The organism is Mitsuaria sp. 7, from assembly GCF_001653795.1.
Classification (GTDB): domain Bacteria; phylum Pseudomonadota; class Gammaproteobacteria; order Burkholderiales; family Burkholderiaceae_C; genus Roseateles.
Genome location: NZ_CP011514.1, coordinates 1,900,810 through 1,917,016 on the forward strand (window position 1 = coordinate 1,900,810; position 16,207 = coordinate 1,917,016).

The window sequence follows — 16,207 nt, forward strand, 5'->3', positions numbered from 1 at the left end:
ATCGAACGGAGAGGATGGCGCATGGGGGCCAAGACTTGGATGCTGGTCATCGCGGACGGCGACGCTCGCGAGGCGCTGGAGCGGCAGCCGGCGCTCGACCGCGACGCCTCGCGTGCGCTGGCTGAAGCGCTCTTTCCGGGGGAAACGCTCGAACTGATCGGCGAAGGCGATCTGAGCTACACCAATCCGCCGGACCCGCTGATGTTCATCGGCTGTTTTCCCGGCGTTGCCGTCATCGCGGCCAGCGAGTTCGCGATCGATCACCCTTCGCAACTGCCGGGCCGCTTCCTCGACATCGCCGGCAAGCGCCGGATCACCTTGCACGCCATGCACAGCGTGGTCGACTGGTTCGCCTTTGCCGTCTGGGAAGACGGACGCCTCATCCGCTCCCTGAGCCTGTCGCCGGACAGCGGGATCCTGGAAGACATCGGAGAGCCGCTGCCCTTCGAAGCGCCGTACTGGGCGGAACAGCCACGCGCGACCATCGATCAGGGCGACGACGCCTACCCCTTGCCCTTCCATCCACTGGAGCTTGGCGAAGAGGTCCTCCTCGCCCGATTCGGCTACCAACTCGAGGGCCGCGCCGCAGCGAAAGTCGATCCGTTCTCCATTCCCTTGCTGCACTTCCAACGCTCAGGCATTCGACGCAGGGCGGCGCTTGAAGAACACTCCGAGCCCACCCCCTGGTGGAAATTCTGGTGACGTCGCCCCCAGACGCTGACACCCCCCGGTCGCGCGGATCAGGCCTCTGATCCGGTTCGCCCGCCCAAGGCGCTCACCACCTCGTCCGGCGCCTGGACCAGCTCGATCAGCACGCCCTCCCCGCCGATCGGGAACTCGCCGCTGCTCTTCGGGTGGATGAAACAGATGTCGTGCCCCGCCGCCCCCCTTCGGATGCCGCCAGGCGCGAAACGCACGCCGTTCACGGTCATCCACTCGACGGCCTTGGGCAGATCGTCCACCCACAGCCCGATGTGATTCAGCGGCGTCGCATGGACCGCCGGCTTCTTTTCCGGATCCAGGGGCTGCATCAGATCGACCTCGACCCGGTAGGGCCCGGCACCGATCGTACAGATGTCCTCGTCGACGTTTTCCTGCTCCGACACAAACGAGCCTGTGATCTGCAGTCCCAGCACGTCCACCCACAACCGGCGGAGCGCCGCCTTGTCCATCCCTCCAATCGCGATCTGCTGGATGCCGAGGATCCGGTATGGCTTCGTCGTGTTCATCTTCATATTAATTGGCCATTAGTAATTAATAGCGGTCGTCATACCCTCGAAACTGGACGCGACGAGGCGGCCGGAAACCCGTGAACTTATCACGACCTGTACAACTCGCCTCTGTCCAAGCCCGGAGCCAGCGCCATGCCTTCTCGGACTTCGTTCACACCACTTACATTGCGTGACAGGACGTGATGGGACCTGTCGGCGGCTGGCCGATCCAGCCAGCGATTTGCGCCAGATTTCAGAATCGCCGCTAACTGCCGATCACCATTGAATGTCTGGCGCGTGACAGTCGAACGATCGTTCGATGACCCGCTCGAATCCCTTGCCCTGGCAAGGATCTCCTCCCCCGCATTCGCGGGCTTTACGCGCGTTCTGTAACCGTGAACTGAGGCCCACTCCGGGCTCTTTTGTTCCATTCACGTTAAGCGCGGCGCCAATAACATTTCCGGGCTCGCTCAAGTTTGTCAATCGGCGACCGAAAACCGAATGACGGCATCCGGAAGTTCGGCTGCCCGGCAACAACAAGCTGACCCAACCCCACCTCGCGCCTATGGGCGCATCCGCCCCCATAGGTTCACGGAGTTCCAAGATGGCATCGCTGATTACCAACCTGACGACCGACCAGATCGCCGCCCTCACGTCGACGACCCTGGCGCGCCTGACCAGCGAAGACTGGGCCGCGTTCTCCACCGAGCAGTTCCAGGCGCTGACGACGTCGCAGTTCGCCACGCTCGGCACGAAGGCGGTGTCGCTGTTCACGACGACCAACATCGCCGCCATCGAGTCCGACGACCTGCGCGCGCTGTCCACCGTGGCCGTGCAGACCTTCACCAGCGCGCAGTTGAATTCGCTGGGCTCCGATCAGTTCGGCGCAATGACGACCAAGCAGGTCGGCGCGATGACCACGCAGCAGGTCCGGAACCTGGAGTCCGACGATCTCAACGCTTTGGCCTCGGACCAGATCCGGGCGCTGAGCACGCAACAGGTCGCCGCCCTCTCCACCAGCCTGATCGGCACCCTGGCCTCCGATGATCTGCAGGCACTGAAGACCGATCAGATCAAGGCCCTGAGTTCCCAGCAAGTTCACGCCCTCTCCACCGAGGGCGTTGCCGCTCTGGCGACCCACCAGGCGGCCGCGCTGAGCAGCACCCAGGCCGCCGCGCTGACCTCCGACCAGACCGCCGCACTGACCTCGGACGCTGTGCACGCGCTGAGCACCGCCGCCGTCAAGGCGCTGGGCACCGACCAGATCGCCGCGCTGAATTCCGACCAGATCGCCGCGCTGACCACGGCACAGATCGGCGCGTTGTCCACGCAGCAGATCCGCCAGTTGGCCAGCGATGAGCTCGCCGCCCTGGACACCAACCAGATCCGCGCCATCACCACGCAACAGATCGCCGCGCTGACGACCGACCAACTGGCCGGCGTCAACAGCACCGACGTGCAGGCGCTGACGACGGCGCAAGTCCGCGCGTTGAGTTCCGCCCAGATCGGCGCCTTGAGCACCGACTCGATCGAGGCGATGAGCTCCGGCCAGATCGGCGCGCTGAGCTCCACCCAGGTGAAGGGCCTGACGACCGACCAGATGGCGGCCATCGGCTCCGAGGACATGAAGGCGCTCTCGACCGCCACCATCCGCGCACTGTCGACCGACCAGGTCCAGGCGCTGAATTCCGACCAGGTGTCGGCGCTGAGCAGCACGCAGATCGGTTCCTTGACGACCGGTCAGGTCGCCGTGCTGTCGACCGATGAGTTGAACGCGCTGAGCAGCGCCCAGATCCGCGCGTTGGGCACTGCCCAGATCGCCGCGTTGTCGACCGATCAGGTCTCGGGCATGGAGTCCGCCGATGTTCAGGCGTTTACCACCGGCCAGGTTGCCGCACTGAGCTCGGCCCAGATCGCCGCGCTGTCCACCGACGCCATCGTTGCACTGACCTCCGGCCAGTTCGCAACGCTGACCTCCAAGCAACTGGCAGGTCTGTCGACCGACCAGGTCGCCGCGATCGAGTCGCAGGACTTGCGTGCGCTGTCGACGGCAGCCATCCGCTCGCTGACGACCGACCAGTTCGACGCGCTGCATTCCGACCAGGTTGCCGCGCTGTCGACCCAGCAGGTCGCCGCCCTGACGACCGGCCAGGTCCAGGCGCTGTCCAGCGACGACCTGAACGCGCTGGGCTCCGGTCAGATCCGCGCGCTCGGCACCGCCCAGGTCGCCGCGCTGTCGACTGCCCAGGTCTCCACGATGGAAAGCGCGGACGTTCAGGCGCTCACCAGCGGCCAGGTCCAGGCGCTGAGCTCGGCCCAGGTGGGTGCGCTGTCCACAGAGAACATCGCCGCGCTGAGTTCTGCCCAGGTGGCCGCCCTCTCGACCAAGCAGATTGCCGGTCTGACGACCGACCAGGTCGCCGCCATCGAGACTGCCGATCTGCGCGCCATGTCCACGGCTGCGATCCGCTCGTTGACGACCGACCAGTTCGACGCGTTGAACTCCGATCAGGTCGCTGCCCTGTCGACCGCCCAGGTTTCCGCGCTGACAACCGGCCAGGTCCAGGCGCTGTCCAGCGATGACCTGAACGCACTGGGTTCGGCCCAGATCCGCGCGCTGGGCACTGCCCAGATCGCCGCCCTGTCGACCGCCCAGGTCTCCACGATGGAGAGCGCCGACGTCCAGGCGCTGACCACCGCGCAGGTCGCCGCACTGAGCTCGGGCCAGATCGGCGCGCTGTCGACTGACAATGTCGCCGCGCTGAGTTCTGCACAAGTCGCCGCCCTGTCGACCAAGCAGATCGCCGGTCTGACAACCGACCAGATGGCCGCCATGGAAACGCAGGATCTGCGTGCCCTTTCCACGGCCGCGATCCGTTCGCTGACCACCGACCAATTCGACGCACTGGGCTCGGCCCAAGTCGGCGCGCTGACGACCCAACAGGTCGCCGCCCTGACGACTGGTCAGGTCCAGGCGCTCGCCAGTGACGACTTGAACGCGCTGGGTTCGGCCCAGATCCGCGCGCTCGGCACTGCCCAGGTCGCCGCCCTGTCGACCGCCCAGGTTTCCACCATGGAAAGCGCCGACGTGCAAGCGTTGACCAGCGGCCAGGTGCAGGCGCTGAACTCCGCTCAGGTCGGCGCGCTGTCGACCGAGAACATCGTCGCCCTGACCTCCTCGCAGGTCGCCGCTCTGTCGACCAAGCAGGTCGCAGGCCTGACGACTGACCAGATGGCCGCCCTCGAAACGGGCGACCTGAAGTCGCTGAGCACTGCGGCCATCCGTGCGCTGTCCACCGATCAGATCGCCGCGCTGGGTTCCGATCAGATCGCCGCACTGACGACCGCACAGGTCGCTGCGCTGACGACCGGCCAGATCGCCAACTTGACTTCTGACGATCTGAACGCGTTGACCAGCGCCCAGATCAAGGCCTTGTCGACCGCGCAGGTCGCGGCCCTGACGACCGCGCAAATCTCCACGATGGAGAGCAACGACGTCCAGGCGCTGTCCACGCAGCAGATCGCCGCGCTGAACTCTGACCAGGTCGGCGCGCTGTCGACTGAGAACATCGCTGCGCTGACCTCGCAGCAGGTCGCCCCGCTGTCGACCAAGCAGGTCGGCGGTCTGACGACCGACCAGGTGGGTGCCATCGAGACGGTGGACGTCCGTGCGTTGTCGACCAACGCACTGCGCGCCCTGACGACGGCGCAGATCGATGCGCTGAATTCCGACCAGATCGCCGCGTTGACGACCGCTCAGGTCGCCGCGCTGACGACCGCTCAAGTCCAGGCACTGGCTTCCGATGATCTGAACGCGCTGGGCTCGGCCCAGATCCGCGCTCTGACGACCGCGCAGGTCGCCGCGTTGACCACGGGACAGGTCAATGGCATGGAATCCGCTGACGTGCAGGCCCTGACGACGGCACAGGTCGCCGCGCTGGGCTCCGCGCAAGTCGGTGCGCTGTCGACCGAAAACGTCGCCGCGCTCACCTCGGCCCAGGTGGGCGCGCTGTCGACCAAGCAGGTTGCCGGCCTGACCACTGACCAGATGGCCGCCCTGGAAACGGGAGATCTGAAGGCGTTGTCCACCGCGGCGCTTCGCGCCTTGGGCACTGACCAGATCGAGGCGCTGGGCTCTGACCAGATCGCTGCGCTGACGACCAACCAGGTCGCCTCGCTGACGACTGGCCAAGTCAGCAACCTGACCTCCGACGACCTGAACGCGCTCACGAGCGGCCAGATCAAGGCGCTGTCGACCGCACAGGTCGCCTCACTGACGACCGGCCAGATCGCGACGATGACGAGCGAAGACGTCGCCGCGCTGACCACCGCGCAGTTGCAGTCGCTGGGCTCGGCTCAGTTCGGCGCGCTGAGCACGGACGCGATCGTCGCACTGAGCTCCGCCCAGGTGGGCGCGCTGACGACCAAGCAGGTCGCCGGACTCACCACCGACCAGATGGCCGCCATCGAAACCGGTGACCTCCGCGCGCTGAGCACGACCGCGTTGCGCGCCCTCACCACCGATCAACTGAACGCGTTGGGTACCGATCAGGTCGCCGCGTTGAACACCCTCCAGGTTTCCGCGCTGACGACTGCGCAAGTGGCCGGGTTGGCCAGCGATGATTTGAACGCGCTGAGCAGCGCACAGATCAAGGCGCTGGGCTCCGCCCAAGTGGCCGCACTGACGACCGCCCAAGTCTCGACGATGGAATCCGCCGACGTGCAGGCCCTCACCACGGCACAGGTCGCCGCGCTGGGCTCCGCGCAAGTCGGCGCGCTGAACACGGATTCGATCGTCGCGCTGACGTCGACGCAGGTCGCCGCGCTGAGCAGTAAGCAGGTCGCAGGACTGACGACCGACCAGATCGCCGCCCTCGAGACGGGTGACCTGAAGGCGCTGTCCACCACGGCCCTGCGTGCCCTGAGCACCGACCAGATCGATGCGCTGGGTTCCGACCAGATCGCCGCGCTGACGACCGCCCAGGTCTCGTCGCTGTCGACGGGCCAGGTCAGCAACCTGTCCTCGGACGACCTGAACGCGCTGACCAGCGGCCAGATCAAGGCGCTGACGACCCAGCAGGTCGCCGCACTGTCGACCGCACAGGTCTCGACAATGGAATCGGCCGATGTGCAAGCGCTCGCCACCGGCCAGGTCGCCGCACTGAGTTCGGCCCAAGTCGGCGCGCTGAGCACCGACTCGATCGTCGCCCTGACTTCGGGTCAAGTGGCCGCGCTGAGCAGCAAGCAGGTCGCCGGTCTGACGACCGATCAGATGGCCGCCCTGGAAACATCGGACCTGCGTGCGCTGTCCTCGACCGCCCTGCGCGCCCTGACCAGCGACCAGTTGCAGGCCCTGTCGACCGATCAGGTCCAGGCGCTGACGACCACCCAAGTCGCCGCGCTCACGACCGGCCAGGTCAGCCAGCTCGCCACCGATGACTTTGGTGCATTCACCTCCGGCCAACTGCGAGCGCTGGGCACCGCCCAGATCGCTGCGCTCGGCACCGCTCAACTCGACGCACTGAACAGCGATCAAGTCGCCGCACTGTCGACCCAGCAGGTCGCCGCGCTGACGACCGGTCAGGTCAGCAACCTGTCCTCGGACGATTTGAACGCCCTGACCAGTGGCCAGATCAAGGCGCTGACGACCCAGCAGGTCGCCTCGCTCACGACGGGCCAGATCAATACGATGGAATCAGGTGACGTCGCCGCGCTGGCGACCAACCAGATCGCCGCGCTGAGCTCGTCACAAGTCGGCGCGCTGAGCACCGAAGCCATCGTCGCGCTGACCTCTTCCCAGGTCGGGGCGCTGACGACCAAGCAGGTCGCCGGTCTGACGACCGATCAGATGGCCGCCCTGGAAACGGGTGACCTGAAGTCGCTGTCGACCGCCGCACTGCGCGCCCTGAGTACCGACCAGATCGAGGCGCTGGGCTCCGACCAGATCGCTGCGCTGACGACCGCCCAGGTCGCGTCGCTGACGACCGGCCAGGTCAGCAACCTGACCTCCGACGACCTGAACGCCCTCACGAGCGCTCAGATAAAGGCGCTGACGACCCAGCAGGTCGCCTCGCTGACGACCGGCCAGGTCTCGACGATGACCAGCGACGACGTCGCCGCGCTGACCACCGCGCAGGTGCAGGCCCTGGGCTCCGCCCAGGTCGGCGCCCTGAGCACCGAGGCGATCGTCGCCCTGGGTTCGACGCAGGTCGCTGCGCTGACCAGCAAGCAGGTCGCCGGTCTGACGACCGACCAGATGGCCGCCCTGGAAACGGGTGACCTGAAGGCGCTGTCCACCACGGCTCTGCGTGCCTTGGGCACCGACCAGATCGATGCGCTGGATTCCGACCAGATCGCCGCGCTGACGACTGCGCAGGTCGCTTCGTTGTCGACCGGTCAGGTCAGCAACCTGTCCTCGGACGACCTGAACGCGCTGACGAGCGGCCAGATCAAGGCGTTGTCGAGCCAACAGGTCGCTTCCCTGACGACTGCGCAGGTCTCCACCATGGAAAGCGCCGACGTCGCCGCACTGACCACGCAGCAGGTCACCGCCCTGAGCTCGGCCCAGGTCGGCGCCCTGAGCACCGACGCCGTCATCGCCCTGAGCTCGAGCCAGGTCGCCTCACTGAGCAGCAAGCAGGTCGCAGGCCTGACGACCGATCAGATGGCCGCCCTCGAAACGGGCGACCTGAAGGCGCTGTCCACCAACGCCCTGCAGGCGCTGACGTCTGCGCAACTGGAAGCGTTGGGCTCCGACCAGATTGCGGCGCTGACGACCCAGCAGGTCGCCTCCCTGACGACCGGCCAGGTCAGCAACCTGACGTCCGATGACCTGAACGCCCTCACGAGCGGCCAGATCAGGGCCTTGTCGACGCAGCAGGTCGCCGCGCTGACGACCGCCCAGGTCGCTGCGATGGAGTCCGCCGACGTGCAGGCGCTCGCCACCAACCAAGTCGGCGCACTGAGCTCGGCTCAGGTCGGCGCTCTGAGCACCGACTCGATCGTCGCCCTGACCTCGGCACAGGTTGCCGCGTTGAGCAGCAAGCAGGTCGCGGGCCTGACAACCGACCAGATGGCCGCCATCGAAAGCGGTGATCTGAAGTCGCTGTCGACGGTCGCCCTGCGCGCCCTGACCAGCGACCAGTTGCAAGCCTTGAGCACTGACCAGGTCGAAGCGCTCACCACCGCCCAGGTGGCCGCACTGACGACAGGCCAGATCAGTCAGTTCGCCACCGACGACTTCGCCGCGCTGACCACCGGCCAGTTGCGCGCCTTGACCACGGGTCAGGTGGCATCGCTGACCTCGGCCGAACTGGAAGCACTCGACAGTACGCAGATCGCTGCGCTGACGACCCAACAGGTCGCCGCGCTGACGACCGGCCAAGTGAGCAACCTGACGTCGGACGATCTCAACGCGCTGACCAGCGCGCAGATCAAGGCGTTGACCACCGCCCAGGTGGCCGCCCTGACGACCGCCCAGGTCTCGACGATGGAGACCAACGACGTGGCTGCTCTGGCCACAAACCAGGTCGCCGCGCTGAGCTCCGACCAGGTCGGCGCGCTCACGACCGAAGCGGTCGTGGCGCTGAACTCGCTGCAGGTCGCCGCGCTGACCAGCAAGCAGGTTGCCGGCTTGACGACGGACCAGATTGGCGCCATCGAAACCGGAGATCTGAAGGCCTTGTCCACGGTGGCGCTGCGTGCGCTGACCAGTGACCAGCTCGCAGCCCTCGGTTCCGACCAGGTCGCCGCTCTGACGACGCAGCAAGTCGCGGCGCTGACGACCGGGCAGGTCAGCAACCTGACTTCGGACGACCTGAACGCGCTGACCAGCGCGCAGGTCAAGGCGTTGACGACACAGCAGGTCGCCTCGTTGACGACCGCACAGGTCTCGACGATGGAGAGCAGCGATGTCGCCGCGCTGTCCTCGCAGCAGGTCCAGGCGCTCAGCTCGGCTCAGATCGGTGCGCTGAGCACCGACTCGGTGGTCGCGCTGACCTCCGGCCAGGTGGCCGCGCTGTCCTCGGCGCAGGTCAAGGGCTTCACGACGGACCAGATGGCCGCGATGGAGACCGCCGACCTGCGTGCGATGTCGACGGTCGCCCTGCGCGCCCTCGGTACGGATCAGCTGGAAGCCTTGGACAGCAACCAGATCGCCGCACTCACGACGCTGCAAGTTGCCGCGCTGACGACCGGCCAGATCGCCAACCTGACCAGCGATGACCTGAACGCGCTGACCAGCGGCCAGATCCGCTCGCTGAGCAATGCCCAGCTGCAGGCGCTGACGACCGCGCAGATCTCGACGATGACGACGGAAGACGTCGCCGCGTTGACTTCCACGCAGCTGCAGGCCTTCGGCTCGGCCCAGATCGGCGCACTGAGCACGGACTCGATCGTCGCGCTGAGCACGACCCAGTCCGCGGCGCTGACTTCGGCGCAGGTCGACGGACTGACCACCGACCAGATGGCGGCCTTCGAGACCGGCGACCTGCGCAGCCTGAGCACGCTGGCGATCCGCTCGCTGGACAGCGCACAGCTGGAGGCTCTCGGCTCCGACCAGATCGCCGCGCTGACCACGCAGCAGGTTGCCGCGCTGAGCACGCTGCAGGTGAGCCAGTTGGCCACCGACGACGTGCAGGCCTTGACCTCGCAGCAGATCGTGTCGATGAGCTCGGCTCAGTTGCATGCCTTCACCACCGACCAGGTGCAGGCCATCGACTCGGGTGACCTCGCGGCGATCAGCAGCGTGAACATGGTGGCCTTCGGCTCGGCGGACTTCGAGGCGTTCACCTCGGATCAGATCCATGCGCTGACCTCGCAACAGTGGAGTGCGGTGGGAGCGTCGCAGGTCGCAGGTATCGAGACGGGCGACATCGCCTCCATCACGACCGCCGGCATCCATGCACTGAGCACGGCCGCACTGCACGCGTTCAACACCGACCAGATCGCGGCGTTGACCAGCGACCAGGTCCATGAATTCAGCACCGCGCAACTGCGCGCGCTGGGCACGGACCAGATCGCGGCGCTGTCGAGCGAAGACATCGGGGCATTCGGCAGCCAGCACTTCGGCTCGCTGACCTCGGCGCAGATGCACGCGTTCACGACGGACCAGATCCTGGCGCTGGACTCCAGCGACATCCATGCGCTGACGTCCATCCAGGTTCAAGGCCTGTCGACGGACCAGATCGTGGCGATGACGTCCGACCAGTTCCTTGGCTGGGACACGCAGGATCTGGCGAGCATGAACATGCAACAGGTGCTGGCGATGACCACCGATCAGACGGTCGGCTTCACCGGCGAGCAGACGAACGCGCTGTTCCTGGCCTCGCCGATCGTGCTGGACCTGGACGGCAACGGCATCCAGACGCTGTCCGCGTCGCACGGTGTGAACTTCGATCTGAACGCCACGGGTCATACCGACAAGTGGGGTTGGGTCGGCGGCAACGACGGTCTGCTCGTGATGGATCGCAACGGCAACGGCTCGATCGACAGCGGTGCGGAGCTCTTCGGGGCCGGCACCACGGTCAACGGCCGCAAGGGCCTGGACGGCTTCAGCGCCCTCGCCTCGCTGGACACGAACCATGACGGCCACATCAACGCCAAGGATGTGGACTTCAGCAAGCTCCAGGTCTGGGTCGACGCCAACCACGACGGCAAGACCGACGCAGGCGAACTCAAGACGCTGGCGGACCTGGGCATCACCGACCTGAACCTCGGCGCGACGAAGGGCACCGAGGTCGACAACGGCAACGTGCTGGGCCTGGTGTCGAGCTTCACCAAGTCCGACGGCACGACGCACGACATGACCGACGTGTGGTTCGCCAAGGACGGCTCGCAGCACACGGCCACCGGCGCGACGGCTGCGACGCCGCACCTGGGCGACCTGCTCGCCCAGCCGGAGGCCAACCTGCTTGGCGGCGCGACGGCCCACACCGCCACGGCCAGCGCGGCGGCGACCACTTCCGCGGCGACCGACACGGTGAACCACGACGTCATGAGCGCGGCCTACAAGAAGCTGCATGAAGACGACCAGAACGGCGCTGCTCCGCTGATCTAAGCGGCAGTCCGGAACCGGGGGCCTCGCGCCCCCGGTTTGCCGTTTGCGGCTCACGGCGCACAGGCTTCGACCTTCGCCCACTCGACGCAGGTCGAGGGCCGCAAACGACAGACCAGACAGGTTTCAGAAGTACCCTCCTTCCCCGCATGGCCACCTTCGACGTCGGTTCGCTCACTCCCGAGGAGATTGCAGCGCTCACCACCACGCAGCTCGCGACGCTGACGGGGTCGGAGTGGGCCTTGCTGACCGCCGCGCAGGTGGTGGGGCTGACCACCGTCCAGGTTTCCGCGCTGTCGGCCCGTCAGCTCGGCTACCTCGCTTCGGGCCAGCTCTCGGCGATGGAGTTGCAGGACGTCCAGGCGATCAACACCGGCGCGCTCCGCACCCTGACGACCAACGCGCTGGCGGTGCTGAGCACCGACCAGATCCACGCGCTGACGACCGCCCAGATCCCGGCGCTGACCGTGGACCGGGTGCGTCGCATGACAAGCGACCAGTTCGCCTCGCTGGACACGGCGCAGATCGGGGCGCTGACCTCGGTGCAGGTGCGGGGCCTGGGCACCGCCCAGATCGGCCTGCTGGCGACCGACGAGATCGCCGTGCTGGGAACGGCTGAGATCAAGGTGCTCAACACCGGGCACATCGGCGCCTTCGGCAGCGACCAGATCGCCGCGCTGAGCAGCGCCCAAGTTGCCGCGCTGAGCGGCAACCAGAGCAAGGCGCTGACCGGCAACCAGCTCAACGCAATGGGCAGCGACGCGCTGCACGCCCTCGGCAGTCAGGCGATACGCGGGCTGACCACGGCGGCGCTGAACGCGCTGAACTCCGACGCCTTCGTCGTGCTGGAGAGCCGCCAGATCGGGGCGCTGACCAGCCAGCAGTTCCGCAGCCTGTCCAGTGACGCCATCGCGGCCCTGGACAGCCAGCAGATCGCCGCCGTCGGTTCCGCGCAGATCAAGGCGCTGGGAACCTCGCAGATCGCCGCCATCAGCCCCGAGGACATGCAGGCGCTGGGCACCAAGGGTCTGCGCGCGATGGGGTCCGACCAGATCGCGGCACTGAGCAACGACCAGCTCGAGGCACTCAGTTCGCGGCAGGTGGCCAGCCTGACCTCCTCCCAGTTGATCGGCATTCACTCGGAACAACTGTCCACCTTCAGCGCCGACGAACTGCGCTCGATGAGCAGCGGCGCGATCGCCGGCCTGCGCCCCGAGGTACTTGCCGCGATGGCGCCGGAACAGCTTGCCGCGCTGACGACGGCGCAGCTTGCCGCCTTGAGTACGCGGCAGCTCGCGATGCTGGACGTGGACGACCTTGCCGCCCTCACCGGTGCCCAGTTCGCCGCGCTGACGTCCAAACAGACCGCGGCGCTGAGCGCCGATCAGCTTCACGCCCTCGACGCTGGCGACATCGCGTCGCTGAGCACCACCGCACTGCGCGGGCTGAGCGGCGCCCAGCTGGCGCTGCTCGACACGGCGCAGCTGCACGCGCTGACGAGCCTGCAGGGCACAGTCTTGTCGACGCAGCAGTTGCAGTCGCTCACGCCGGAACAGCTGCAATCGCTGAGCACCGAGGTCCTGAGCGCGATCTCGACGCGCGTTGTCGCCACGCTGACGGCGGCGCAGCTCGACGCCTTCAGCTCCGACCAGCTCCAGTCGTTGACCTCGGCGCAGATCCGCGCCCTCACGACAGCCCAGCTTGCCGCGCTGGCGCCCGAGGATCTCGTGGCACTCACGACGGCGCAATACCAGGCGTTCACCTCGGCGCAGTTCCGCTCCCTGACTACCGACCAGATCGCCCTGCTCGAGACGGAGGACTTCGGCGCACTGAACGCGCAGGTGATCCGCTCGCTCAGCAGCGCGCAGGTGCAGGCACTGGACCTGAACATGGTCCATGCGATCAGCACCGGCCAGGCGATGGTGCTGACCTCGCAGCAGGTCGGCGCGCTTCGTGGCGATCAATTGCAGGTGCTGACGACGGAAGCGCTGCAGTCGATCGGCACGCTGGCGCTGAAGTCGCTGTCGGCGGACCAGCTCGACGCGCTCGGTCCGACGGGGCTCTCGGCGCTCAAGGCCAGCCAGTGGGCGGCGTTGACGACCACGCAGATCCACAGCCTGAATCGCGACGATTTCAACGCGATGACGACCGGCCAGTTCGCCGCCCTCACCTCCTACCAGTTGGCGGCGATCCCGACGGAAGACATCGGCGCGCTGTCTCCCACGCTGCTTGTCTCCGTCAAACCCAGCTTCCTGGCAGCGCTGAGCTCAACGCAACTCGGCAGCCTCAGCCTGGATCAGATCAACGCCTTCGGCAGCGCACAGACCTCGTTGCTGAGTTCGTCGCAGGCCGTCGCGCTGACACCTGACCAGCTCGCGGCGCTGTCGACCGACGCGCTGCGCGGCTTGAGCGCGGGCGCGCTCCAGTCCCTGGGCAGCGACCAGCTCAATGCCTTCGGCGTGGAACAGGTGCAGGCCTTGCGCACCAGCCAGGTGGCGGCGCTGACGCCCAACCAGCTCGCACACTGGTCGCAGGAAGACCTCAACACGCTGAGCAGCGCCCAATGGGCGGTGTTCTCCTCACGCCAGGTCGGCGCACTCACGACGGACCAGGTTTCGCTGTTGGAGGCCGGCGATGTCGCGGCGCTCAGCACGACCGCGCTGACCGGCTTCGGCTCGGCTCAGTTCACGGCGATGAACTTCGACACCATCGCCGCGCTGACCAGCGCGCAGTTGGCTTCACTGAGTTCGCGGCAGGTGGCGGGCTGGTCACCGGACCAGGTCCACAGCCTGCGCGCGGAACAGGTGGCGGCGCTCGGCACAGCGACGCTGCTGGGCCTGGGCAGCGACCAGTTCGCTGCGCTCGAGCCGGGCCAGCTGTCGGCGCTCACGCCGCGCCAGATCCAGGGTTTGAGTTCGCTGCAGTTGAGCGCCTTCGCGCCCGACGAGCTGGCGGGCCTGACGACGCTCCAGTTCGCAGCGTTGCGTTCCTCGCAGTTGATGGCCCTGGATGCCACGCAGATCGCGGCGATCGAGACGCAGGACCTAGCGTCGCTGCACTCCAGTGCGCTGCGCATGCTGACGACCGACCAGATCGCCGCGCTCACCCTGGACCAGATCGCCGCGCTCACGCCGGCGCAGGCCGGCCAGATGACCTTCCAGCAGGCTGCGGCGATGCACACCGACCAGATCCAGGCGCTGACCACGGCGCAGATCGTCGGCCTGACCAACGTCCAGGTGATGGCCTGGTCGCCCGAGCAGATCGCGGCGCTGGACACCCAGGACATCGCCCTGCTGCCCGGCCGCGCGATCCGCGTGATGGAGGCCGCGGACTTCGCGGCGCTGTCCACCGACCAGATCCACGCGATGACGAGCGTGCAACTGGTCGAGATGACGAACACGCAGTTGGCGGGCTTCGGCACCGAGGACTATGCGGCGCTCACCTCGTCCGCTTTCCGGATCCTCGGCACGGCGACACTGAATGCGCTGTCCACGGACGTCTTCGCGGCGTTGGGCTCGGATCAGATCCATGGACTGACGACGCAGACGCTGCGCGGATTGCATACGGAAGCGATCGCCGCGATGAATTCCGACGCGATCGAGGCGCTCGACAGTCGACAGGTCGCGTCGCTGACGACGCAGCAACTCGCGGCGATCACGTCCGAGGGTTTCGCCACGATGTCCAGCGACGACCTGACCGCGTTGAGCCGCGATCAGGCCAAGGCGCTGACGGTGGACCAGATCCATGCGATCGGCAGCGACGCGATCGTGGGCTTCGAGACCCGCGACCTGGCCGCGCTGAGCATGGACCAGGTGATGGCGTTCAGCACCGAGACCATCCACGCGATGTCCGGCGCGCAGCTCGATGCGCTGTTCCTGGCCACGCCGATCATGCTCAACCTCGATGGCCACGGACTCGGCACGGTGTCCGCGGCGCAGGGCCTCAGCTTCGACATGAACAACACCGGCCACGCCCAGCAGTGGGGGTGGATGGCGCAGGGCAACGGCCTGCTGGCGCGCGACCTGAACGGGAACGGACAGATCGATTCGGGTGCGGAGCTCTTCGGCACCGGCACCGTGCTGGCCAACGGCAGGCACGCGGCCAATGGCTACGAGGCGATGCAAGCCATGGACGCCAACGGCGACCACGCCCTGAATGCGCTCGACGCCGGCTTCGGCCAGTTGCGGATCTGGGCCGACGCCAACGGCAACGGCAAGACCGACGCCGGCGAACTGAAATCGTTGGCGGAGCTCGGCATCGTCGAGCTGGACCTGAATGCGCATTCGAGCTCGACCGTCGATCACGGCAACCTGATCGGACTGATCTCCGGCTACAAGACCGCGGACGGCGTGACACACCAGATGGGAGACGTGTGGTTCGCCAAGGCCACGGACGGGAGCGAGGCCGCGACAGGCGCCGCCTCGCCCGTTCCGGCGGCGTCGGAACTGCTCGCGTCGCCGAAGACCTCGGAGACCGCGCTGCTCTCCGACGGGATGTCGGGATCGACATCCTCCGCCGTCTCGTCGGCCACGGATGCGCACGCCCACGTCGCCGCGACACATGCGGCGCTTTCCGTCCTGAGGCGTCAGGAAGACGAGAACAACGGCGGCATGCCCTTGCTCTGATCGTCTTCGCGCGACACCGCAGCGCCTGCGAGCCGCGACCTCCCTTCGTCCTTCACGAACGAACCGCGAACGACAACCCCGGCACTGTTCGTTCATCTGGCCGCCACGCGTCGATACAGGGCGGTCCGACAGTGGTCCGGGACGCTTGGCGCGTCGTCTCGCCATGGAGCACGACGATGCGTTTCAGTCTCTTCGGATGGCGCCCCGGCGGCGCGCAACCGATCGCTCCCGCAGCGACCGAGGCAACGCCTGAGTCCTCTGAAGCGCGGCCGCCGCAGCCCGGCCTCCAGACGCCGATGGGTCGATCAGCCCGCGGC

Annotated in this window: 4 protein-coding genes; 3 read left to right on the forward strand and 1 reads right to left on the reverse strand. The window is 67.1% G+C overall.

Annotation, left to right across the window (positions count from 1 at the left end; genetic code table 11):
- Positions 1-21: 21 nt before the first annotated feature.
- Positions 22-702, forward strand: a complete 681-nt coding sequence (locus tag ABE85_RS08470; RefSeq protein ID WP_067272607.1) for a DUF6928 family protein — start codon at positions 22-24, stop codon at positions 700-702.
- 38 nt (positions 703-740) lie between these two features.
- Here the strand turns inward: ABE85_RS08470 and ABE85_RS08475 are convergent, their stop codons facing one another.
- Positions 741-1,229 carry a VOC family protein gene (locus tag ABE85_RS08475; protein ID WP_067282207.1) on the reverse strand — a complete coding sequence of 163 codons (489 nt, stop codon included), beginning with the start codon at positions 1,227-1,229 and terminating at the stop codon, positions 741-743.
- 586 nt (positions 1,230-1,815) lie between these two features.
- Here ABE85_RS08475 and ABE85_RS08480 point away from each other — a divergent pair.
- Entirely contained in the window at positions 1,816-11,268 is a 9,453-nt protein-coding gene (locus tag ABE85_RS08480; protein WP_067272609.1) for a hypothetical protein, read from the forward strand.
- 146 nt (positions 11,269-11,414) lie between these two features.
- A complete protein-coding gene (locus tag ABE85_RS08485; protein WP_067272612.1) occupies positions 11,415-15,890 on the forward strand; it encodes a hypothetical protein in 4,476 nt (1,491 codons plus the stop codon).
- Positions 15,891-16,207 lie beyond the last annotated feature (317 nt).

Coding starts and splice junctions, on each gene's coding strand:
- ABE85_RS08470 (WP_067272607.1), top strand. CDS start 22: ATGGGGGCCAAGACTTGGATGCTGGTCATCGCGGACGGCGACGCTCGC.
- ABE85_RS08475 (WP_067282207.1), bottom strand. CDS start 1,229: ATGAACACGACGAAGCCATACCGGATCCTCGGCATCCAGCAGATCGCG.
- ABE85_RS08480 (WP_067272609.1), top strand. CDS start 1,816: ATGGCATCGCTGATTACCAACCTGACGACCGACCAGATCGCCGCCCTC.
- ABE85_RS08485 (WP_067272612.1), top strand. CDS start 11,415: ATGGCCACCTTCGACGTCGGTTCGCTCACTCCCGAGGAGATTGCAGCG.